Below are 20,541 nucleotides of genomic sequence, written 5' to 3'. Positions count from 1 at the left end.
ACCTTTCGTGTTAAACCTTTTTCGAACGTAAATGTTGCTTGCTGTCATCCGAAAAATGAAGTGTCTCCACTACTTTAATATAATCAATTCTTGGCGAATATCCAAGTGTCATGAGGTGACCTGCTTCCATTAATTCATCTTTGCTAATGGATTTTCGGCCGTTTTGCTGCTGCCGCTCCCAAAAGAAGAAGAGGTCAGTAGCGGACAAATAATAAACGGAACCAAATGCGGATATAATAACAAAACAAATACCGCCTTGCTTTTCAACCTGTTTCATATGCTCAATTTGATGGTCGTGGAAATTTTTGAGTGGAAACGAGGTGGTGCTTTTGGTTTCCTTTGCTTCAAAATCGATATAACGCCCTTTGTATACCCCGTTGTAGTCTGTTGTGGAGGATTGTTTAAAATAGGCTTCTTTAATGACAGCAGCGCTTCTTTTTGGATAATCCACATTGACAATTTGAACAGGGGTAGGCTTTTTATGAATGACTGCGATCCCGTTGACCAAATAGTACTGGTTCGTTTCATTTAAGTCAGCTTCAAGCATCATCCCGCGGTTACTATAAGATGATTCGCCGCTGATTCTTTTTTTTGTCCCAATTTGTTGAATGGGCTGATACGATTTTCCGTTAGGATACCGAATCATCAAGTTTCAGCCTCCTTTTAATGCATTTTGTATTGGAGAGATCACCATGTTGTCACAACAAGAGCACATGATTACCCAGCATATTTTACATGAAACGAAAGCGAAAAATAAGGACAACCTGACAAGGACAAATGCGTACAAGCGCTTTTATGACCGTCATCCAGAGATGAAATGGTCTCTGCTTGCTTCTTTTGTCTCCAGAAATGCTGGATGGTCGATGACAGATTTAAAAGGCGAGCTCTTCCATCCGGGTTTAACGGATCAGCAAGGGCATCTGTTCTTTACAGCATATGAAAGAGCGAATTGGCTGATCTTTTCAGATGCTTACCCGCAGCTTCTCTTGTATGAATGGTCAAAAAGGTGCCGCAAACCTTTATTTCATCTGCTGCCCCATTTCGGTGTGTCTCGTTTTATGAGCGCTGAGTGGGAACGATTTTGGCAAAAGCGTGACACAGAGCGACTGCTGCATGCACTCATCATAAATGAACAATATACTATACAATCTCCTATTATACAAAATCCTCTACTGAAAAAGAATGTTTTTCACTCGATTCAATATCTTTTCAGCGAGTGGGCACATTTTCAAACCGTCGTTTTTCCGACAGTAGACGGGCATTTGTACGGGTTAACCATACGAAAGTTTTCCCAAGTAAAAGAGCGCATTACGTTAGGGAAAAAACTAGCAAAACTATTGTTTCGAGCCGATTTGTTTTCGGATTTTTATCATTTTTTGCATACCGTGCCACATACGGGATCTCGATTTGATTTTGAACCGTTTTTAGGGATTGCGCGAAGGTCAAGCCCTTTCCTCAGAACGGTGTATCCAGTCATGACGCATTCATTAGACGATCAAAGGGAAGATTGGTTTCAAAAGAAATTGAGTCCATCCTTGTTTGAAGCAGAGCGTTTACCAAAACAAATTGAGCTGACCGACTGGTATTTTCATAAAAAAAGGCAGCTTCGTTTTCTTTTCTCATTAGAACACTATTTTTTGCATAAATAAAAAGCAGGGGGTACCTGCTTTTTTTACGTGGATGGACGGTTAGGGCCGCCGAGCTTTTTATCAAGCTGATCTGTACTGTTTTCTTTCCCTTTTGTTTTTTGCTCTTTTGGTGCTTGCTGCTTTTTCATGACATCTACCTCCTTTGTCCTTAGAATTTACACAATCGGACGCGATCATACAAAGAAGGACAAGCACGTGTCGAAATGGAAGAAATTGCGCTTATGTTCACTTAGATTGGCGATTTAGTTCTAGTTTTGTCATGTATGAAGGAGGGAGCAAAAGAAAAGAGAATGTAACGAGAGATGATAAAGGAGGAATCTGATGATGAGCGAATTTGTATCAAAAGAATCCATTATGCAGTTGTTAGAGGAAATTGAGCGAAAGATTGATGCGGTGGAAGAAGAACTGTCTTTAGCTGTCAAAAAAACAAAAAACGCTGCCGTAGAGGAGCAAGAACAAATCATTGACCGTCTTGAATCTGAAGTGAAGGAATGTGAATTGAAAATTCATGCAGCAGAGTATAAGCTGGCGGCAAGACCCGCATATCACGCCGGATAGCTTTTCTATTTGAGCAATAAGTAAACGTTTGATAGGATGGTTCATAGAGGTGAACACTTTGGATAATCAAACATTACTTAAACATACACAAGAGTTGATCACATGGATCGAAGAAGCATACGAGCAGTACCTAAAGGGAAAGGCAGAAGAGGAATACCCAGTTTATGATTTTTACAACGATATTCAACCGGCCGTTGTCAAATTTGATCAGCAAATGGAAGAGTGGCTTACTGCTGCTACCTCATTTATTCATCAGGCCAAACCTAGATACTTACATCAAGAACAGCTTGAAGCCGTCCAAGAAAATGGAAAAGAGGTTGTGCTGCAATCTTATTTTGGCAAACAGCATGCACCTCGTGTGAAAAATTTAGTTGAATCAGTGATTTATACACTGAACCTTTTAATAGAAGAAATCAACAAACGCAGCTGATGAAACAGCCTGCGTTTTTCTTATGGCTGCTGTAGGCACATCTTCTGCTACCTGAACATAATATATCATTGACTTCAATATGTTTTCAGAGCGAGAGGAGCGAGATACGTGTTCCCTTATTCAAACCAGCCATCTTATGAAATGAATCAATTTCAGCAACGGCCTTTTCCGTATCCAGATATGCAGCAGCCTCCGCAGCCTCCAGAATATTTCATGCCCCCATATCAAGGTGAAATGAACCAGCCGCCGTCTGCAGGCTATCAGCCGCCTTTTGGATATCAGGAAAACTTCCAGCCTTATCAGCCGCAGCCTGAAGCAATGAATCAGCCGCAAATGCAGCCGCCGGGCATGATGCCTATGCAGCAGCCTATGAATCCTTATCCTTTGCCAAGGCCGCAAAAACAGCAATCATCTCAATTTAAAAGTGTGCTGTCACAATTTAAAAAAACGAATGGGCAATACGATTTTAATAAAATGTTTGATACTGCTGGACAAATGATGAGTACAATGAATCAAGTGGGCTCATTGGCGAAAGGATTTACTAGTATTTTTAAAGCATAGCAAAACCCAATAGATATACATCTATTGGGTTGTTTGTTTTGGCGCAGTCACACGAAGTGATTGATCTTTCCAAACGCTCTTCATATTGGTTTCATCTATTTTTGCAGGCATTAAAATGGTTTTGGTAAAGCTCGAATAGGAGGAAGTCGTGTCTGTTTTGATTTTTTCCTGTACCGATAAGTGTAAATATTGCGCTTTCACTTCTAGTGCGATATCACCTTCGACAAAATGGTCTGGAAATCGAATCTCAATATATACATATTGATCATCTTCTGTCACATCGGTTGTAATGGATGCAAGTGAATGGCTCGTGGTCATCAGCGCCTCTGCACTATTTAAAATGTCATGAAATGGCGATGATGCAAAAAATTGTTCAATCGCTTCATATAGAATGTCTTCATTTGCTAACAACTCGTGTTTCTTTTCACTTTCATGTTTCATTTGAATCACCTCTCATCTACAGCCTATGCAAAAGGGGCTCAGGCGGTTATCAATTGATGAGAGGAAAAAATTATGATTAAATAGTGTTGAATGAAGCAAGGTGTATGGGCGTGAAGGTTTATACGCTGAATAGATCTAGAAGCAAAGCTTGAAGGGAGCAAATGAACATTGCTGAAAAAATTATTCGGTTTCGGAAAAAACCAAGATGATGTAAAGGAAGAAGTCATTTATTCTCCAGTTGATGGAGAGTTAATGGATATGACCGATGTACCAGATCCCGTTTTTTCTCAAAAGATGATGGGAGACGGCGTAGCTGTAAAACCAAAAAACGGCACCATTGTGTCACCAGTAGATGGTGAAATTATTCAACTCTTCCATACAAAACATGCAATTGGGATTCGAACACTCTCAGGGCTTGAGCTTCTGATTCATATCGGACTTGAAACGGTTGGATTAAATGGTGAAGGCTTTGAAGCACACATAAAAGAAGGGGATAAAGTGAAAGCAGGTGATCCTCTCATTACGTGTGATTTAGCGCTGATTGAAGAAAAAGCGGCAAGCACAGTGACACCAATTGTCATCATGAATGGTGATTTAGTAGAACATCTTGACAAAGAACCTAAGGGCTCTGTAGAAAAGCAGACGTCCAAGCTTTTTACAGTGAAAATGAAATAATCCAAAAAAAACTACCCTGAGTTGATAGGGTAGTTTTTTGATTGAGGACATTAATCCTCCATTGGAACCCAGCCTTTACTTGCTTCCATGACAGTCCATAAACCCTCTGGAATCATGTACTTGTCTTTTTGACTGCGTTTAATGACGGTTTCAATCTCGTTTTCTCTGCCTTCTTTAATCTTTACTGCCCAATCGGGATCAACAATGACTTCTCTTGCAACAGCAATGAGTGGAATCCCTTGATTAAATGCATTCAGTGCATCCTCAGCTGTAATGACGCTGCCGACGCCGATGAGTGGAAGCGTGTCACCACAGCGCTCTTTTAATAACTCCATCCGCGTCTTACTTGTATCAGCACCACGTCTTGCCTTAGCGTCAATCTCCATTAAAGAAATATGCAAGTAATCAAGGTTTTTCGTCTTAAGTACGTCCACTAAAGTAAATGTTTCTGTCATGGTTAAACCAGGTGTTTCTGGTTCTTCAGGTGATAATCGATACCCAAAGATAAATGGTTTTGTTACATGCTCTTTGATTGCTTCTTTCACTGCATCTACTACTGCAATTGGAAATGCCAGACGCTTTTCTTCGCTTCCGCCCCATTGATCTGTACGCTGATTACTATGCGGGGAGTAGAATTGCTGTAATAAATATCCGTTCGCTCCATGGATTTCGATCCCATCAAATCCTGCTTGGATCGCGCGTCTTGCTGCTTCTTTAAATGAGTCGATGATGTGAGGAATTTCTTCTTCTGTCAAAGCTCTCGCAATTTGTTTTCCATCTTTAAATACATCACTTGGCGCAACGACATCACCGTTTGGGACTAAATGAGGGAGAGCCTGAGAGCCGCCATGATGAATTTGCATAATGGCTTTTGTTCCTTTCGCTTGAATCGCAGAAGCAAGCTTTTGAAGGCCAGGTATATCTTCATCTCTTGCAATAGAAGGCTGTCCTTCAAACGCCTTACCATCTGGCGTCACGTTTGCACATGCGGTGATGACCATGCCCATTTCGCTTGATCTAGCGGTAATAAAATCAATTTCTTCCTTTGAGATCGTGCCATCCTCATGAGAACCGAAGTGTGTCATTGGTGCAACGACTAAACGGCCATCAATAGAGGCACCCCCTGGGAATGTAAAAGGTTCAAATAAAGGCTTAAATTCGTTTTTCAATCTGATCATCTTCTTCCTTGATAAAATCATTTCACTATAGAAGTGTAATAGATATTGTTACAACACATCAAAATATTTGCTCACAAGCGGTGCATCAAAAAATTGCCGCCTAGTCATGCAAACAAATATTCGGTACACTAGAATGAGAGGTGGATACCAGATGAAGAAGAAAACAATGAACGAACTCATAGAAGATTTAAAAAAAGACGAACAGGTCGAGCATTGGCATGAAATTGAAGCGAAGCCTGCACTGACTTCTCCAATTCCTGAAAGAGTCAATGACAGGCTCAAAGTGGCGCTTGAAAAAAGAGGTGTGAGCGAACTGTACATTCATCAAAAGGAAGCCTTTGAACGTGTGATGGATGGTGAGAATGTGGTGACTGTGACACCTACAGCTTCAGGTAAAACGCTTTGCTACAATCTGCCAGTTCTTCAGTCGATCGCAGAAGATCAGACAAGCCGCTCCCTCTATTTATTTCCAACAAAAGCACTTGCGCAAGATCAAAAAAGTGAATTAAACGAAATCATTCATGAGATGGATGTTCCAATTCACAGTGAAACCTATGACGGGGACACCTCCCCAGCGATTCGCCAGCGCGTCAGACAGGCAGGACATATTGTCATCACAAATCCAGATATGCTGCATTCAGCGATTTTGCCTCACCATACGAAATGGGTCAGTTTATTTGAGAACTTAAAGTATATTGTCATTGATGAGCTTCATACATATCGAGGCGTGTTTGGCAGTCATGTCGCCAATGTCATTCGCAGACTAAAGCGAATTTGTGCATTTTATGGAAGTGACCCGACCTTTATTTGTACTTCAGCGACCATAGCGAATCCGAAAGAGCTTGCAGAGCAGCTGACCGGAAGCAAGGTGCATCTCATTGAACGCAACGGAGCACCTAGCGGTAAAAAGAATTTTGTCTTTTACAACCCGCCAGTCGTCAATAAGCCATTAAATATTAGACAAAGTGCGGCCACTGTTGTGAATCAGCTCGCTAAAACATTTTTAAAAGAAAAAATTCAAACGATTGTTTTTGCTAGAAGTAGGGTAAGAGTTGAAGTTATCCTAAGTCATATTCAAGAACTAGTGAAAAAAGAAATTGGTCCTAAATCGATCCGTGGTTATCGTGGGGGCTATTTGCCGAAAGAGCGGCGCATGATTGAAAAAGGCTTAAGGGAAGGAGACATTCTCGGTGTTGTCAGCACAAACGCACTAGAATTAGGAGTAGATATTGGACAGCTAAAAGTCTGTATCATGACTGGATATCCTGGCAGTGTAGCGAGTACGTGGCAGCAGGCTGGACGAGCTGGAAGGCGTCATGAGGAAGCACTCATTATCATGGTCGCAAGCTCATCGCCACTTGACCAATATATTGTCAGACACCCTGAATACTTCTTTAACAGACCACCTGAATCGGCAAGAATCAATCCCGAGAACCTTATCATCCTAGTCGATCATCTAAAATGTGCGTCCTACGAGCTACCGTTTCGAGAAGATGAACAGTTTGGCAGTATGGAAGTAGAAGAAATCTTGCAATACTTACATGAAGAAGGGGTTCTTCATTTCAGCGGGAACCGTTATTATTGGTCAGATCAATCGTTCCCGGCTCATGGCATCAGTCTGAGATCTGCAAGTCAGGAAAATGTCGTCATTGTCGATCAATCCGATGTAGCGAATGTTCGAATTATTGGGGAGATGGATCGATTCAGTGCGATGACCTTACTTCATGATGAAGCGATTTATTTACATGAAGGTGTTCAGTATCAAGTGGAAAAGCTAGATTATGAGCATCTTAAGGCTTATGTGAAACAAGTCGATGTAGAATATTATACAGATGCGAATTTAGCAGTTCAGCTCAAGGTGCTTGAAATTGATCAAACAACAGAGAAAGATGCGGTATCTGTTCACTACGGTGATGTGACCGTCAATGCAATGCCGACCATTTTCAAAAAAATTCGATTATCAACTGGGGAAAATATCGGTTCCGGCCCGATTCACTTACCTGAAGAAGAGATTCATACGAGTGCTGCTTGGTTTGAATTACATGAAGCAGAGCGGACATTTGAAGAAAAAACACTTGAACAGCTCTTGCTCGGTATTGCTAATGTTCTTCAGCATATTGTTCCGGCGTTTGTCATGTGTGACCGTTCAGACATTCATGTCATTTCTCAAATAAAGGCAGCCCATACCGGGAAACCGACCGTATTTTTATATGATCATTACCCAGGTGGAATCGGTTTAAGTAAAGAGGTGCAGGCTCGCTTTGATGAAATTGCCCGTGCAGCCACTCAGCTGATTGAGCGATGCAGCTGCGAGAACGGCTGTCCATCTTGTATTGGCATGGAAATGAAAGAGATCGATGGAAAAAGCAGTATCATTCAATTGATGGCAGGATTTTAAGGGAAGGGGGAATAGATGTACTCATGTCATTAAAAGGAAAATTAAACAGAATGAAAAAACACCTGTCGCACAATCAGTCAGATGAAAAGCGTGTGGCAGTAAAAGAGGAACAAACGCACACTGTGACAGCTGAAACCATTCCATTTCTAAAAGAGTGGGGGGAATTAGGTGCAGCTCCTTACTACTTTGAAGACTCTTTCTGCCTCATTCGGGAAGTGACCTATCCACTTGACCATCAGCATGGGCGATATTCATTTGCAGAACTGCCGGAGATGGTGAGTGCATGGAACAAAAGTGAGATTCAGCATTCTCTTTCTGCAAAAGGCTACAAGCCTCACGAGCTATTTTTCTTCGATACAGAAACAACAGGACTGTCTGGCGGAACGGGAAATATGATTTTTCTGCTTGGGCATGCGAGAGTTTATTCAGATAAAGTAGTGGTAAAACAACATCTGCTCACGAATCCAGGAAATGAAGCGGCACTTTACAAAAGCTTTCTTAGTGAGGTGGATGTCGAATCACTCGTTACATATAATGGAAAATCATTTGACTGGCCTCAAGTCAAAACGAGGCATACATTATTACGCGATCAAATACCTGCTCTACCTGAATTTGGTCATTTTGACCTTCTGCATGGGTCAAGGAGATTGTGGAAACATAAATATGAGCGTATGGCTCTTTCGGTTGTAGAAAAAGAGGAACTGCACGTCAATCGAGAGGGAGATACACCGGGGTTCCTCGCACCAATGATCTATTTTCACTTTTTAAAGGAACAAAACCCGAAACTGATTGAAGGAATTTTGACTCACAATGAACTTGATGTCTTATCGTTAATCAGTCTCTACATTCATTTGTCTAAAAAAATCTTATCCAAAGATGCGGTGAAGGAAGACGATGAGAAATATGCATTAGCTAAGTGGCATCTTGCTCACCGTGATGTGCAGGAAGCAACAAAGCACCTGCAAGAATTAACGGGAGCAGCGTTTGAGCATGCGGATCAAGCAGCTTATGATCTATCATTACAGTACAAGCGATTAAAACAATGGGATGAAGCGGCATGCATATGGAGGCGTCTATTTGAATCAAGTGATGTTCATGTAAGATTAAAAGCGGGTGTAGAGCTAGCAAAGTATGAAGAACACCGTCAAAAAGATCCAAAAGCAGCACTTTCCATTACCCAAACATTGTTATCACAATCGTCTTTAAGTGAACGAGACATTGTGGAATTTGACAAGCGAGAAAAGCGGCTCTTAAGAAAAACTGGGCAATGAAATTATTGCCTGGGAAAGCGCAAAAAATGACAACGTTCGGCTCTCGGCCGAAAATAAAAATTGTTTAGCACTTTTATTGTAGAAAAGTCACGAATCCTGTAAAATAACGTTAGATATTGAATGAGGAGCGTAGAGCATGTATAAGGGTCTTTTCTACTTGTTTTTTCTTGTTGTCATATTGGTCGCGTTTGTGTTTTCAAACTATAAAGATGTTTTTCTTGCAAACTTTTAAAATAGGTTAATGCATTAGTACATGTACACCTCTTGATTCATACATTGTTAATGTAAGAAAATCAAGGAGAGGGGAATGCTACATGTACCATCATCATCATTGCAATCCAAATGTTACACAGCCAATTGTACATCCAACGAATCACTGCTGTACGCATAGTGAGTCAACTACAATTGTGCCGCACATCCACCCGCAGCATGTAACAAATGTTCATCACCAAAATTTCCAACATGTTCACTACTTCCCGCATACGTTTTCTCAGGTGGACCCGGCAACACATCAACACTTTAACTGCGGTGGACCTTGCTGTAACAGATAAAGTGAAATGGGACTTTTATAAGTCCCTTTTTTTAAAAGCAGGTGAAAAAATGAAAATTATTGCTGTCACAGGGTACAAGCCATTTGAGCTTGGGATCTTCAAACAAGACGAGCCTGCACTTCAATACATAAAAGCGGAACTTCGGAAAAGGCTGACGGCACTCATTGAAGACGGGCTGGAATGGGTGCTCATTTCAGGTCAGTTAGGGGCAGAAATATGGACAGCTGAAGTGGTCTTTGAGCTTCAAGAGGAGTTTCCAGATTTAAAACTTGCTGTCATTACACCATTTTATGAACAGGAAGAGCGCTGGAATGAACAAAATAAAGAGCTGTATGAAGGCGTTCTTGCACAAGCTGATTTTGTAGAAAGTGTCACGCATAGACCGTATGAAAGTCCGGCACAATTTAAACAAAAGAACCGCTTTTTTATTGAAAAAACGGACGGCCTTCTCGTCTTATATGATCCCGAGCACGAAGGCTCGCCAAAATATATGATTAAAGAAGCTGAAACCTATACCGACTACCCAATTATGTATATCACAATGGATGATTTAAGAGCACAGGTTGAGGCGGAAGATCCGTTTTTTGACTAAAAGCAAGAGAAAATTTGACAACGTCACGTATTTCTGAAAAAATATACTATGAATTCACGATATGAGGTGAAAAAGATGCTTGCTGATAAAGTAAAGCTTTCTGCGAAAGAAATTTTAGAAAAAGAATTTAAAACAGGTGTCCGAGGGTATAAACAAGAAGAAGTCGATAAATTTCTAGATATGGTCATTAAAGACTATGAGACATTCCATCAAGAAATTGAAAAACTCCAACAAGAAAACCTTCACTTGTCAAAACAGCTTGAAGAAGCGGTTGAGCAAGGGAAAAGACAGCCTGCACAGTCCAATACAACAAACTTTGATATTTTAAAAAGACTATCTAATCTTGAGAAACACGTTTTCGGCAGCAAACTTTATGATTGAGTAATACCAAAAAAGCTTGTGTCAGATGACATTGTCGTTTATAATAACGCATGTTGATTAACGTTCGGGTAATCGCTGTAATGCTTTGACATTGCAGAGGAAAGTCCATGCTCGCACGGTGCTGAGATGCCCGTAGTGTTCGTGCCTGGCGAAAAAATAAGCCAGGGCAGCCTGGGAAAGGCTGACGGCAGGAAAAATGCCTACGTCCTTTTAGGATATGGCAAAGTATCCTTGAAAGTGCCACAGTGACGAAGTCTCACTAGAAATGGTGAGAGTGGAACGCGGTAAACCCCTCGAGCGAGAAACCCAAACTTGGTAGGGGAACTTTCTCAAAGGAACCAAACGGAGAGAAGGACAGAGAATTCTGTAGATAGATGATTACCACCTGAGTACGAGGCTTTTGCCGTTTGCAGTACGATGGAACAAAACATGGCTTACAGAACGTTATATCCGTTATCATAAACATGATGAAATCAAAGCTCTCCTATTTCTACATATGGAGAGCTTTTATCTTGATTACAGAATAGAACGAGAAAACAGGTGATAAACAAATGAAAACCTATACACTCATCGCAACAGCGCCAATGGGAATTGAAGCGATTGTTGCAAAAGAAGTAAGAGACCTCGGGTATGAGTGCACCGTAGATAACGGAAAAGTCATTTTTCAAGGGGATGCGCTTGCCATCTGCCGTGCGAATCTATGGCTGCGTACAGCAGATCGGATCAAGGTCCAAGTTGCTGAATTTTCGGCTAGAACATTTGATGAGCTTTTTGAACAGACTAAAGCCATTGACTGGGCCGCATTTTTACCGAAAAATAGCACATTTCCCGTCATTGGTAAATCTGTTAAATCTCAGCTTGCCAGTGTGCCGGATTGTCAGCGCATCGTCAAAAAGGCTATCGCGCAAAAACTTAGATCATCTTACAACATACAGTCTGAATGGCTAGAAGAGACAGGCCCTGAATACAAAATCGAGGTAGCACTTTTAAAAGATAAAGTATTGCTGACGCTCGATACGTCAGGTGTGGGTCTTCATAAACGTGGATACCGTGCAGATCAAGGGGGCGCTCCGATTAAAGAAACCCTTGCAGCGGCGCTTGTCTTATTAACGAACTGGACACCTGACCGTCCGTTTGTCGATCCTTTTTGCGGATCAGGAACAATTGCTATTGAAGCAGCGATGATTGGACAAAACATTGCCCCTGGATTTAACCGTGAGTTCGCATCTGAATCATGGGAATGGATCGGTGAGGACGTTTGGAACAAAGCACGCCTTGAAGTAGAAGAAAAGGCGAACTATGATCAGCCGCTTCACATTATCGCGAGCGATATCGATCATCGTATGGTAGAGATTGCGAAACTGAACGCAGAAGAAGCTGGACTTAGTGAACTGATTCAATTTAAGCAAATGCAAGTGAAGGACTTTCAAACAAAAGAAGAGTATGGTGTAATTGTCGGAAATCCGCCTTACGGTGAACGTCTCAGCGATAAGCCAGCTGTGGAAAAAATGTATCAAGGCATGGGCGAAGCATTGAAAAACCTAGATACGTGGTCCATTTACATTTTAACGTCACATGAAAAATTCGAAGAGTGTTTCGGAAGAAAAGCGACGAAAAAGAGAAAACTGTTTAATGGATTTATTAAAACAGACTATTATCAATACTGGGGAAAACGCAGGCCTAGAAAGCAAACAACTGAATCGTAACAAAAATCCACACCACGAGAAGGTGTGGATTTTTTATGCTAAAAAGGTATAAGTCTTGACGGGACGGAATAAACTGAACTTGATTTTAAAAAAAGAGGTGTCTTCATGATTCATTATGATCAATTTCAGTTAATTCAAAAAGCACTCGCTTCAACAGCCCGAGAAATAGAAGGGATTGAAACAGGACAATCTGCTAAACTTACGGCAGCCATCGAGAACTTAGCAATGGCTCAAAACTACATAGACCATTCAGAGCACGCATTTTTAATGAAGGAAAGCTACCAGCATCGCCTGCGCTCTTAAAAAAAGATTGTCATACCCCAGCATAAATGGTACTATTGAATGTCTGAATGATTCAAAAGTTGGGGGTTGAAGCAGGTGACAGCGTCTCGTTTGCCTTTTTCATTAACAAAAGAACATAATTTTTACGAAGAACTGGGCAACTGGATTGGTGATGTGTTTTATGACATTTTGCCAGAAAAGGGCTTTGATCTTCGAGATGAACAAATATTCATGGCTTTTCAGTTAGAAAGAGCCTTTAAAGAAAAAAGTGTGATGTTTGCCGAAGCTGGGGTAGGCACAGGCAAAACAATCGTTTACCTTTTATTTGCGGTCACATATGCAAGATATACAGGGAAACCTGCGATCATTGCATGTGCAGATGAAACGTTAATTGAACAGCTGGTCAAACAAGAAGGTGATATCTATAAAATTGCCAATCACCTTGATATTCAAATAGATGCGAGATTAAGTAAATCGCATGATCAATATTTATGCTTAAAGAAACTAGAGAAAACGATGCAACGTGAAGATGATGAGAAGTGGCTCGACATTTATGAATCGCTTCCTTCATTTGTTCATGAATCTCATGGGATGCAGACATTTTATCCGTATGGTGATCGAAAAGAGTATCCAGAATTAACAAATGATGAGTGGTCAAGAATTGGCTATGACTCTTTTCAGGACTGCTTAACGTGCGACATGCGGCACCGCTGTGGCTTGAATTTATCAAGAGACCATTACAGAAAAGCAACAGACCTCATCATTTGTTCTCATGACTTTTACATGGAGCATGTATGGACAAAGGAGTCACGTAAACGTGAAGGACAGCTGCCGCTCCTTCCTGAGCATAGCTCTGTTGTATTTGATGAAGGACATCTTCTTGAGTTTGCAGCACAAAAAGCGCTAACATACCGAGTGAAGCAATCAACACTTGAGACGTTTTTGGAGCGTCTTTTGCAAAATGATATTCGTGAAGAGTTTGCAGAGCTTGTTGAAGATGCACTTGCAACAAACGATCAGTTCTTTTACCTCTTAAAAACGAATGCCAAAGAAATCAAAGGATCACACCGTCTTGAAATTGGTCGTGTAGATGAGGTAAAGCGTTCAGCAAGTGAATTATGTGATTTGCTTGAGAAGATTGGGGAAGCGCTCGTATTTGAATCAGAGATGTACACAATTGATCAATACGAATTGTCTGTTGTGGAAGAGTATATTGAGCAGATGGCGTATTCTCTGTCGCTTTATCAGAAAAATGCCATTAGCTGGCTGGAGAAGCAGGAATTAGATACCACCTTTGTCGTCATGCCAAAAACGGTAGCAGAGGTGCTTGGTGAAAAGGTATTTTCGCAAAAAATCCCTTATATTTTCTCATCTGCTACGTTGTCTGAAAATCAATCATTTGATTATTTAGCTGAAAGTCTTGGGATCAAAGATTATTTATCCATGAGTGTGGCTTCGCCGTATGATTATGAGGAGCAAATGCAAATGTATTTCCACGGAATTCAGCAGCCAATGACAGAGTCAGCTGTAAAAGGTCAGCACGTGCTATCTCAGGTAAAAGAAAACGACGGTCGATCTCTTATTTTATTCCCTTCATTTGATGAACTGCATATATTTAGAAAGCAGCTCGATGCATCAAATGAATCACTGCCTTTCCATGTGTATTTTGAAGGAGACGAGGAGATCAGTACCATTGTTCAAAAGTTCCAAGCGGATGAAACATCTGTGTTATGTTCCGTTCACTTGTGGGAAGGGCTGGATATTCCAGGACAGTCTCTAACAAATGTGGTCATTTGGGGACTTCCATATCCACCGCATGACCCAGTATTTGAAGCAAAACGGAATGAAGCGAAAGATGCATTTACTGAAGTGGATCTTCCGTACATGCTGCTTCGTCTAAGGCAGGGCATTGGGAGACTGATTCGGACAAGCCAAGATGCTGGTAGCATTCATATTTACTTTGGCAGTCAGAAAGATATTGAGCTACAAAGTAAAATTGAATCCGTTCTTCCAGTAAAGCCAGTGATCTCTTAATGATAGAAAACCATTCAATAAGAGGAGGATACGATCAGCGTATCCTCCTTTTTCATTGACAAAAGAACATTTATTGAAGTAGCCTTGAAACGTACATACATATTTTATTGATTGGGGGAACGAACGCATGAGTCTTGAATCAAAAGAGAAAGCGTTTTATCAATTACTAGGAAAAATCGCCCATTATACAGAGGCGCTTCATTTACTTTATTGGGACTCTCGAACACAAGCGCCTAAAAAAAGTGCTGATTTCAGAGCAGAAACCATCGGTCAATTATCCAGCGATATCTTTAATATGAAGACTTCTGATGAAATGAGAGATCTTCTTGATGCATTAAATAAAGAGAAAGAAAAGCTGTCAAAAGACACGCAGAAGGCACTCGAATTATCGCAAAAAGAATATGATGAAAACAGCAAAATTCCAAAAGAAGAATTTAAAGAATACTCCATTCTACAATCAAAAGCAGAACATGTTTGGGTAGAAGCAAGGGAGAAATCAGATTTTGCACTCTTTGCACCCTATTTAAAACAGCTGATTGATTTTAACAAGCGTTTCATCCAGTACTGGGGCGTGAAAAAAACACCATATGATGTGCTGCTCAATAATTATGAGCCGGATATGACGGTTGAACAACTCGATCAAAAATTCGGTGCACTTCGAGACGCCATCGTTCCTCTCGTGAAAAAAATTGAAGCTTCGCCAAATAAACCGGATACTTCGTTTTTATCGAAAAGCTTCCCGATCGACAAACAAAAAGAGCTGAGTCTCTTTTTCTTAAAAGAGTTAGGGTATGACTTTGACGCAGGACGACTTGATACAACGGTTCATCCATTTGCTGTGACATTAAGCAGAGGGGATGTACGTGTGACGACGCGTTATGATGAGCACGATTTTCGCATGGCGATCTTTGGCACCATTCATGAATGCGGCCATGCCATTTATGAACAAAATATTGATGAGGCACTGAGCGGAACGCTCTTATGTGACGGCACATCAATGGGTATTCATGAATCACAGTCTCTTTTCTTTGAGAACTTTATCGGCAGACATGAAGATTTCTGGAAAACGTATTATCAAAAGCTGCAAGAGGCATCTCCTGAACAATTTAAAGATGTCACTTTAGAAGAATTTGTGCATGCGGTGAATGAATCGAAGCCGACTTACATTCGAATTGAAGCAGATGAACTCACGTATCCACTTCACATTATTATTCGCTATGAAATTGAAAAAGCCATTTTCAATGAAGAAGTAGCAGTTGAAGATCTGCCGGCGTTATGGAATGAAAAATATAAAGCATATCTTGGCATTACGCCGCCTAACGATGCGCTTGGTATTTTGCAGGATGTTCACTGGTCTGATGGTAGTTTTGGTTATTTCCCTTCATATGCACTTGGTTATATGTATGCGGCGCAATTAAAGCAGCAAATGATCAAAGATTTACCGAATTTTGATGAACTGATTCAAAATGGGTCTTTTGCACCGATAAAAGAATGGCTAACTGAACATGTCCATCAGCATGGAAAACGGAAAAAGCCATCTGAGATCATTCAAGACGCAACTGGTGAAGAATTAAATGTTCAATACTTAATTGATTATTTAACAGATAAGTACACGAAACTATATTTATCATAAATGAAAGGCACCCTTTAATCAAAAGGGTGCTTTTTTGCTGGTTGAATATTCTAAAAACGAACGTTTAAAGCTTAATGATTATTTAAGTTCGGTATTTTTCTAGAAAAGTGCTTTCCAAGCGTCTGAAATCTTGTTATAATTTGAACACTATAACACTCGTATAATCGCGTGATAATGGCACGCAAGTTTCTACCGGACACCGATACCGTCCGACTATGAGTGAGCAAAATGAAACAGCTTTTGTATGAGCTGAAGATCCCGTGGGTCGTTTTCGCATTGCTTGCTCCTTAATGGACAGCAATGCTTTTTTATGCAAAAAAATGAAAGTTGCTAATATGCTGGGAGGAAGAATGATGGAATTGTTACGTCAAAAGATTGAGAACGAAGGAATCGTTCTGTCAAATCAAGTGCTAAAGGTAGATGCTTTTTTAAATCATCAAATTGACCCTGTGTTAATGCATGAGATCGGTCAAGAGTTTGCTAGATTATTTAAGCATGATGGAATTACTAAAATTATCACAATCGAATCTTCTGGTATTGCACCTGCTGTCATGGCTGGACTTGCCCTTCATGTGCCGGTTGTTTTTGCCAGAAAGCGGCAATCACTGACTTTAACGGATAACCTTTTGACAGCAAGTGTGTATTCTTTTACCAAAAAAGTAGAAAGTACGATCGCTGTCTCTAACACGCACCTTAGTGAGGATGATTGTGTGTTAATTATCGACGACTTTTTAGCAAATGGAGAAGCCGCTAAGGGACTAGCTACAATCGCAAAGCAAGCGAAAGCAAAAGTAGCTGGTTTTGGAATTGTTATCGAGAAATCATTCCAGCCTGGAAGAAAAGAGCTTGTGCAAATGGGCTATAGAGTCGAGTCACTCGCACGTATCGAATCGCTCGAGGAAGGAAAAGTCACGTTTGTACGCGAGGTACAATCATGAGTGCCGCTAAAAAAGCCAAAACCCTTTCGCTAGGGATACAGCATGTACTGGCGATGTATGCAGGTGCGGTTCTTGTCCCGCTCATTGTTGGAGATGCGCTTGGGCTCACGCCAGCCCAGCTGACGTACTTAATTTCGGCAGATATTTTCATGTGCGGTGCCGCCACACTGCTTCAAGTATGGAAAAACCGCTTTTTTGGCATCGGTTTGCCTGTTGTACTAGGCTGTACATTTACTGCGGTATCTCCTATGATTGCGATTGGCTCTAAATATGGAATTTCGTCTATATATGGAAGTATTATCGCGGCAGGGTGTATTGTCATTGCTCTTTCATTTTTCTTTGGGAAGCTTGTGAAATTCTTCCCGCCCGTTGTCACAGGTTCCGTCGTCACGATCATTGGAATTACCTTAATTCCGGTCGCCATGAACAATATGGCAGGTGGTGAAGGAAGTGCAGACTATGGTTCTTTTGAGAATCTTGGACTTGCTTTTCTTGTATTGTTTATCATTGTCCTTCTCTATCGATTTACAAAGGGATTCATGAAAGCCATTGCCATCTTAATCGGCATTCTACTTGGGACAGCAGTTGCTGCTTTCTTAGGGAAGGTGGAGACAGCAGAAGTGGCGAATGCACAAGTTTTCCGCATCATTGAGCCTTTTTACTTTGGGCTGCCTACTTTTGAATTTGCACCAATCATGACAATGACATTAGTTGCCATTGTGTCATTAGTCGAATCAACGGGTGTATACTTTGCGCTCGGAGATTTAACGAATCGTTCATTAAAAGAGAAGGATTTAGCAAAGGGATATCGTGCAGAGGGAATTGCCGTTTTATTAGGCGGTATCTTCAACGCTTTTCCATACACAGCCTACTCCCAAAACGTTGGATTGATCCAATTAACAGGTGTGAAGAAAAATCAGGTCATTGTGGTGACAGGTGTATTATTGATGGTATTTGGCCTTTTTCCTAAAATCGCGGCATTTACAACGATTATTCCAAAATCCGTTCTAGGCGGTGCAATGGTCGCCATGTTTGGCATGGTCATTGCGTACGGGATTAAAATGCTCTCACGCGTCGATTTTGCCAAACAGGAAAACTTACTCATTGTCGCATGCTCAGTTGGCATCGGGCTCGGAGTAACGGTTGTGCCGCAAATGTTTGAGCATTTGCCAGAATCGATTAAATTGTTAACAAGTAACGGAATTGTCGCCGGAAGCTTTACCGCTATTTTGCTTCATATTATTTATCACATGATTCCTTTTAAAAAAGAAACAGAGCAGGAGCTAATGGAAGAACCTAAGCAATCTGTTATGTAATCACTTCTCTTTGGAGAGCTGAAAGCCCGCATCCTTTGGATACGGGCTTGTTGTGATTAGTGCTATTAATGTTGTACCGGAGGCATTGTTTCGTTAATGACTGCAAATGTATAGCCCCTTGCTTTTAGTTGTGTAATCAGGCTATCTAAATAGTTCGTGGTAGAGGGTTGATCATGCATTAAAATCACTTTTGGTTCCCATGGTTTATTTTTCTCAAACATTTGCAGTTGATTCAATACCTCTTGAACATATTGTGAGTTTTTATATCTCCAGTCAAGGCTATCAATCGTCCAATCCCAGTAAATAAAGCCATATTGGTTTAAGCGTACTTTTTGATCATATGTTAAATTTGGAACACTGCCATAAGGTGTTCTCACAAGACGGGTGTAAACACCTGTAACAGAAGCAAGAATGAGCTGAGCTTCTCTCATTTCATTTGCGGGAGACTCACTGTTTTGATAAAAGCGGTTTATATCATGCGTCATGCCATGAAGCCCTAATTGATGTCCTTCTTGATAAAGTCTTTTCACAGCTGCTTGGTGAGCTTGGATTTGCGGTCCAAGCATGAAGAATGTCGCCTTCACTTGATGTGCTTTTAAGACATTTAACAGCTGATTTGATGTAGCAGAAGGGCCATCATCAAATGTTAAAAAGACCGTTTTATTCGTTGTCTGTTGGTTTGGATTGGTCCTAAATTGTTGATCCAATGTTCTTGTAGAATGATCTTTTGCTTTCAGACTGATACTTGTGTCTCGGAAGTCACTGCTAGTAACAATTTTTGCTTGCCCATTTGTCGCCTGCAAATGGGGTTTAGACATATCCCAGATAAAAAAGAGAAACAGTGTAAGAAGCACTAAACCAATTATCTTCGAGAGAAATATCGTGTTGTAGGGTGTTTGTTTTTTGGACACCTTTTTCATGACAATCACTCCAGTCAATTAAATTTTGTGCCGAATCATGTAGTAGATTCTGTCTTTTTTCACTGTTTTTCATGGTGCTCATATTGATTAAGTATACAGGAAAAAACCCCCTTTTCATATATAATCATCAAATAAATTAGCATTTTATGGTTATTTATTTGTGTTGATCAGAAAAAAGGTGATCCATTCATGTTTAAATGAAAGGTGGGGTTTTTCTACGGTCTGCACTTTTCATTTGAGAGGTGCTTTTTTGCATAAAGCTATGTTAACTAACTCTATTAATAATCATTTGTTCTTTAGATATAAAACTAAGATGAGAGTGAATTGTTAAGAATCGTATTGAATGACATCAACCAAGAAATAGATCTAAACGAATAGGATGATTATTGAAATCTATCTGCTCTCTCCATATGGGACTTATGATAAAGTTGGTTTATTAACATTCTCCAAATGGGTGTTAAAAGGTGGGATAAGTAAATGTTAGGATTACCAAGAGGGGAAGTTTTTTTAGTGCCTTGGTCTATGGAGTGGAAAAACGAATATGAAAAAGAAAAGCGCCAGATAATAGCTGATATTGGTCCATACACAATCAATGTACATCATATTGGAAGTACGGCAGTAAAAGGTTTAAGCGCTAAGCCAATTATTGATATTGCAATTGAAATAGAACATTTTTTTGATGGAGAAAAATGTGTAAAAGCGTTGGAAGCACTCGGTTACTCATATAAAGGAACAGACGTATTACCTGAAAGACACTACTTTAATAAAGGAGAACCACGAACACATCAAATCCATATGTACCAAAGACATAATAAGTATTTACTTGAACAGTTAAATTTCAGAGATTACTTGAGAAATAATGAGCAAGCTAGAAGTGAGTACCAACAGCTTAAACTTAAATTATCAAGATTACATGGAAATGACAAACACAAATACGCAGATGAAAAAACTGCTTTTATTAAGTCAATCCTCGAAAAGATTTAGGTGAGGGTTTGTTCTTTAGATGTTCATAAGAGAGGTCATTCAC

Annotated in this window: 22 protein-coding genes, 1 other RNA gene and 1 riboswitch; of the genes, 18 read left to right on the top strand and 5 right to left on the bottom strand. The window is 40.4% G+C overall.

The window, feature by feature from the left end; translation table 11 throughout:
• Positions 1–10: 10 nt before the first annotated feature.
• Complete coding sequence (gene recU, locus ACNO7B_RS10130; RefSeq protein ID WP_057079360.1) at positions 11–646, bottom strand: Holliday junction resolvase RecU; 636 nt, start codon at positions 644–646, stop codon at positions 11–13.
• A 46-nt stretch (positions 647–692) separates the two neighbouring features.
• On the opposite strand from recU, the gene ACNO7B_RS10125 reads away from it, so the two are divergent.
• Positions 693–1,649: a DUF2515 domain-containing protein gene (locus tag ACNO7B_RS10125; RefSeq protein ID WP_017359732.1), complete on the top strand. Its 957-nt coding sequence runs from the start codon at positions 693–695 to the stop codon at positions 1,647–1,649.
• Between the two features lie 23 nt (positions 1,650–1,672).
• On the opposite strand, the gene sspM is transcribed toward ACNO7B_RS10125, so the two are convergent.
• Positions 1,673–1,777 carry an acid-soluble spore protein SspM gene (gene sspM / locus ACNO7B_RS10120; RefSeq protein ID WP_017359731.1) on the bottom strand — a complete coding sequence of 35 codons (105 nt, stop codon included), beginning with the start codon at positions 1,775–1,777 and terminating at the stop codon, positions 1,673–1,675.
• 196 nt (positions 1,778–1,973) lie between these two features.
• On the opposite strand from sspM, the gene ACNO7B_RS10115 reads away from it, so the two are divergent.
• The 3 genes from ACNO7B_RS10115 (at position 1,974) to ACNO7B_RS10105 (ending at position 3,198) form a co-directional block, all read left to right on the top strand.
• Entirely contained in the window at positions 1,974–2,207 is a 234-nt protein-coding gene (locus ACNO7B_RS10115) for a DUF5446 family protein (protein ID WP_231131595.1), read from the top strand.
• 49 nt (positions 2,208–2,256) lie between these two features.
• Positions 2,257–2,637: a YppE family protein gene (locus ACNO7B_RS10110; RefSeq protein ID WP_225310452.1), complete on the top strand. Its 381-nt coding sequence runs from the start codon at positions 2,257–2,259 to the stop codon at positions 2,635–2,637.
• A gap of 108 nt (positions 2,638–2,745) precedes the next feature.
• Positions 2,746–3,198, top strand: a complete 453-nt coding sequence (locus ACNO7B_RS10105) for a YppG family protein (protein WP_017359729.1) — start codon at positions 2,746–2,748, stop codon at positions 3,196–3,198.
• Positions 3,199–3,219: 21 nt separating this feature from the next.
• On the opposite strand, the gene ACNO7B_RS10100 is transcribed toward ACNO7B_RS10105, so the two are convergent.
• Positions 3,220–3,639, bottom strand: coding sequence for an Hsp20/alpha crystallin family protein (locus ACNO7B_RS10100; RefSeq protein ID WP_007500867.1), 420 nt, complete (start codon positions 3,637–3,639; stop codon positions 3,220–3,222).
• Between the two features lie 168 nt (positions 3,640–3,807).
• Here ACNO7B_RS10100 and ACNO7B_RS10095 point away from each other — a divergent pair, with 168 nt between their 5' ends.
• The gene (locus tag ACNO7B_RS10095; protein WP_008344623.1) at positions 3,808–4,314 is read left to right on the top strand and encodes a PTS sugar transporter subunit IIA; all 507 of its coding nucleotides are present in this window, start codon (positions 3,808–3,810) and stop codon (positions 4,312–4,314) included.
• A 50-nt stretch (positions 4,315–4,364) separates the two neighbouring features.
• Here the strand turns inward: ACNO7B_RS10095 and ACNO7B_RS10090 are convergent, their stop codons facing one another.
• On the bottom strand, positions 4,365–5,483 hold the full coding sequence (locus tag ACNO7B_RS10090; RefSeq protein ID WP_237712007.1) for an NADH-dependent flavin oxidoreductase: 1,119 nt from the start codon (positions 5,481–5,483) through the stop codon (positions 4,365–4,367).
• Between the two features lie 160 nt (positions 5,484–5,643).
• On the opposite strand from ACNO7B_RS10090, the gene ACNO7B_RS10085 reads away from it, so the two are divergent.
• The 12 genes from ACNO7B_RS10085 to pbuX all read left to right on the top strand — a co-directional run bounded on the left by ACNO7B_RS10085 (position 5,644) and on the right by pbuX (position 18,594).
• Complete coding sequence (locus tag ACNO7B_RS10085; RefSeq protein WP_410685183.1) at positions 5,644–7,890, top strand: DEAD/DEAH box helicase; 2,247 nt, start codon at positions 5,644–5,646, stop codon at positions 7,888–7,890.
• A 23-nt stretch (positions 7,891–7,913) separates the two neighbouring features.
• Positions 7,914–9,161: a ribonuclease H-like domain-containing protein gene (locus ACNO7B_RS10080; RefSeq protein WP_417901479.1), complete on the top strand. Its 1,248-nt coding sequence runs from the start codon at positions 7,914–7,916 to the stop codon at positions 9,159–9,161.
• Between the two features lie 314 nt (positions 9,162–9,475).
• Positions 9,476–9,712, top strand: a complete 237-nt coding sequence (gene cotD, locus ACNO7B_RS10075; RefSeq protein WP_072368252.1) for a spore coat protein CotD — start codon at positions 9,476–9,478, stop codon at positions 9,710–9,712.
• 49 nt (positions 9,713–9,761) lie between these two features.
• Positions 9,762–10,304, top strand: a complete 543-nt coding sequence (locus ACNO7B_RS10070; RefSeq protein WP_202394241.1) for a DUF1273 domain-containing protein — start codon at positions 9,762–9,764, stop codon at positions 10,302–10,304.
• A gap of 75 nt (positions 10,305–10,379) precedes the next feature.
• Positions 10,380–10,685, top strand: a complete 306-nt coding sequence (gene gpsB / locus ACNO7B_RS10065) for a cell division regulator GpsB (RefSeq protein WP_008344631.1) — start codon at positions 10,380–10,382, stop codon at positions 10,683–10,685.
• 60 nt (positions 10,686–10,745) lie between these two features.
• Positions 10,746–11,127, top strand: an RNA gene (rnpB, locus tag ACNO7B_RS10060) — RNase P RNA component class B.
• Positions 11,128–11,236: 109 nt separating this feature from the next.
• Positions 11,237–12,391 carry a THUMP domain-containing class I SAM-dependent RNA methyltransferase gene (locus tag ACNO7B_RS10055; RefSeq protein WP_048003152.1) on the top strand — a complete coding sequence of 385 codons (1,155 nt, stop codon included), beginning with the start codon at positions 11,237–11,239 and terminating at the stop codon, positions 12,389–12,391.
• Between the two features lie 105 nt (positions 12,392–12,496).
• On the top strand, positions 12,497–12,694 hold the full coding sequence (locus ACNO7B_RS10050; RefSeq protein ID WP_017359721.1) for a hypothetical protein: 198 nt from the start codon (positions 12,497–12,499) through the stop codon (positions 12,692–12,694).
• Between the two features lie 75 nt (positions 12,695–12,769).
• Positions 12,770–14,707, top strand: coding sequence for an ATP-dependent DNA helicase (locus ACNO7B_RS10045; protein ID WP_417901478.1), 1,938 nt, complete (start codon positions 12,770–12,772; stop codon positions 14,705–14,707).
• 127 nt (positions 14,708–14,834) lie between these two features.
• Positions 14,835–16,340: a carboxypeptidase M32 gene (locus tag ACNO7B_RS10040; protein ID WP_046343822.1), complete on the top strand. Its 1,506-nt coding sequence runs from the start codon at positions 14,835–14,837 to the stop codon at positions 16,338–16,340.
• Between the two features lie 136 nt (positions 16,341–16,476).
• Positions 16,477–16,576, top strand: a riboswitch (purine riboswitch).
• A 117-nt stretch (positions 16,577–16,693) separates the two neighbouring features.
• Positions 16,694–17,278 carry a xanthine phosphoribosyltransferase gene (gene xpt, locus ACNO7B_RS10035; RefSeq protein WP_057079411.1) on the top strand — a complete coding sequence of 195 codons (585 nt, stop codon included), beginning with the start codon at positions 16,694–16,696 and terminating at the stop codon, positions 17,276–17,278.
• Complete coding sequence (gene pbuX, locus ACNO7B_RS10030) at positions 17,275–18,594, top strand: xanthine permease PbuX (RefSeq protein WP_007500846.1); 1,320 nt, start codon at positions 17,275–17,277, stop codon at positions 18,592–18,594. The genes xpt and pbuX overlap by 4 nt, the downstream gene beginning before the upstream one ends.
• A 65-nt stretch (positions 18,595–18,659) precedes the next feature.
• Here pbuX and ACNO7B_RS10025 read toward each other — a convergent pair whose 3' ends face one another.
• Positions 18,660–19,514, bottom strand: a complete 855-nt coding sequence (locus ACNO7B_RS10025) for a polysaccharide deacetylase family protein (protein ID WP_417901477.1) — start codon at positions 19,512–19,514, stop codon at positions 18,660–18,662.
• A gap of 477 nt (positions 19,515–19,991) precedes the next feature.
• Between ACNO7B_RS10025 and ACNO7B_RS10020 the strand changes: the two genes are divergently transcribed.
• Positions 19,992–20,498 carry a GrpB family protein gene (locus ACNO7B_RS10020; protein ID WP_417901476.1) on the top strand — a complete coding sequence of 169 codons (507 nt, stop codon included), beginning with the start codon at positions 19,992–19,994 and terminating at the stop codon, positions 20,496–20,498.
• Positions 20,499–20,541: the final 43 nt, after the last annotated feature.

Origin of the sequence: Bacillus sp. AK25, assembly GCF_048270685.1 — a bacterium.
In the GTDB taxonomy this organism is placed as follows: Bacteria; Bacillota; Bacilli; order Bacillales; family Bacillaceae; genus Bacillus; species Bacillus altitudinis.
Note: the sequence above shows the minus strand (reverse complement) of the source record. Positions and strands in the feature narration are given on the sequence as shown.

Coding starts and splice junctions, on each gene's coding strand:
- ACNO7B_RS10115 (WP_231131595.1), top strand. CDS start 1,974: ATGAGCGAATTTGTATCAAAAGAATCCATTATGCAGTTGTTAGAGGAA.
- ACNO7B_RS10020 (WP_417901476.1), top strand. CDS start 19,992: ATGTTAGGATTACCAAGAGGGGAAGTTTTTTTAGTGCCTTGGTCTATG.
- ACNO7B_RS10125 (WP_017359732.1), top strand. CDS start 693: ATGTTGTCACAACAAGAGCACATGATTACCCAGCATATTTTACATGAA.
- ACNO7B_RS10085 (WP_410685183.1), top strand. CDS start 5,644: ATGAAGAAGAAAACAATGAACGAACTCATAGAAGATTTAAAAAAAGAC.
- ACNO7B_RS10025 (WP_417901477.1), bottom strand. CDS start 19,514: ATGAAAAAGGTGTCCAAAAAACAAACACCCTACAACACGATATTTCTC.
- ACNO7B_RS10040 (WP_046343822.1), top strand. CDS start 14,835: ATGAGTCTTGAATCAAAAGAGAAAGCGTTTTATCAATTACTAGGAAAA.
- ACNO7B_RS10055 (WP_048003152.1), top strand. CDS start 11,237: ATGAAAACCTATACACTCATCGCAACAGCGCCAATGGGAATTGAAGCG.
- ACNO7B_RS10070 (WP_202394241.1), top strand. CDS start 9,762: ATGAAAATTATTGCTGTCACAGGGTACAAGCCATTTGAGCTTGGGATC.
- cotD (WP_072368252.1), top strand. CDS start 9,476: ATGTACCATCATCATCATTGCAATCCAAATGTTACACAGCCAATTGTA.
- pbuX (WP_007500846.1), top strand. CDS start 17,275: ATGAGTGCCGCTAAAAAAGCCAAAACCCTTTCGCTAGGGATACAGCAT.
- xpt (WP_057079411.1), top strand. CDS start 16,694: ATGGAATTGTTACGTCAAAAGATTGAGAACGAAGGAATCGTTCTGTCA.
- ACNO7B_RS10080 (WP_417901479.1), top strand. CDS start 7,914: ATGTCATTAAAAGGAAAATTAAACAGAATGAAAAAACACCTGTCGCAC.
- sspM (WP_017359731.1), bottom strand. CDS start 1,777: ATGAAAAAGCAGCAAGCACCAAAAGAGCAAAAAACAAAAGGGAAAGAA.
- gpsB (WP_008344631.1), top strand. CDS start 10,380: ATGCTTGCTGATAAAGTAAAGCTTTCTGCGAAAGAAATTTTAGAAAAA.
- recU (WP_057079360.1), bottom strand. CDS start 646: ATGATTCGGTATCCTAACGGAAAATCGTATCAGCCCATTCAACAAATT.
- ACNO7B_RS10100 (WP_007500867.1), bottom strand. CDS start 3,639: ATGAAACATGAAAGTGAAAAGAAACACGAGTTGTTAGCAAATGAAGAC.
- ACNO7B_RS10050 (WP_017359721.1), top strand. CDS start 12,497: ATGATTCATTATGATCAATTTCAGTTAATTCAAAAAGCACTCGCTTCA.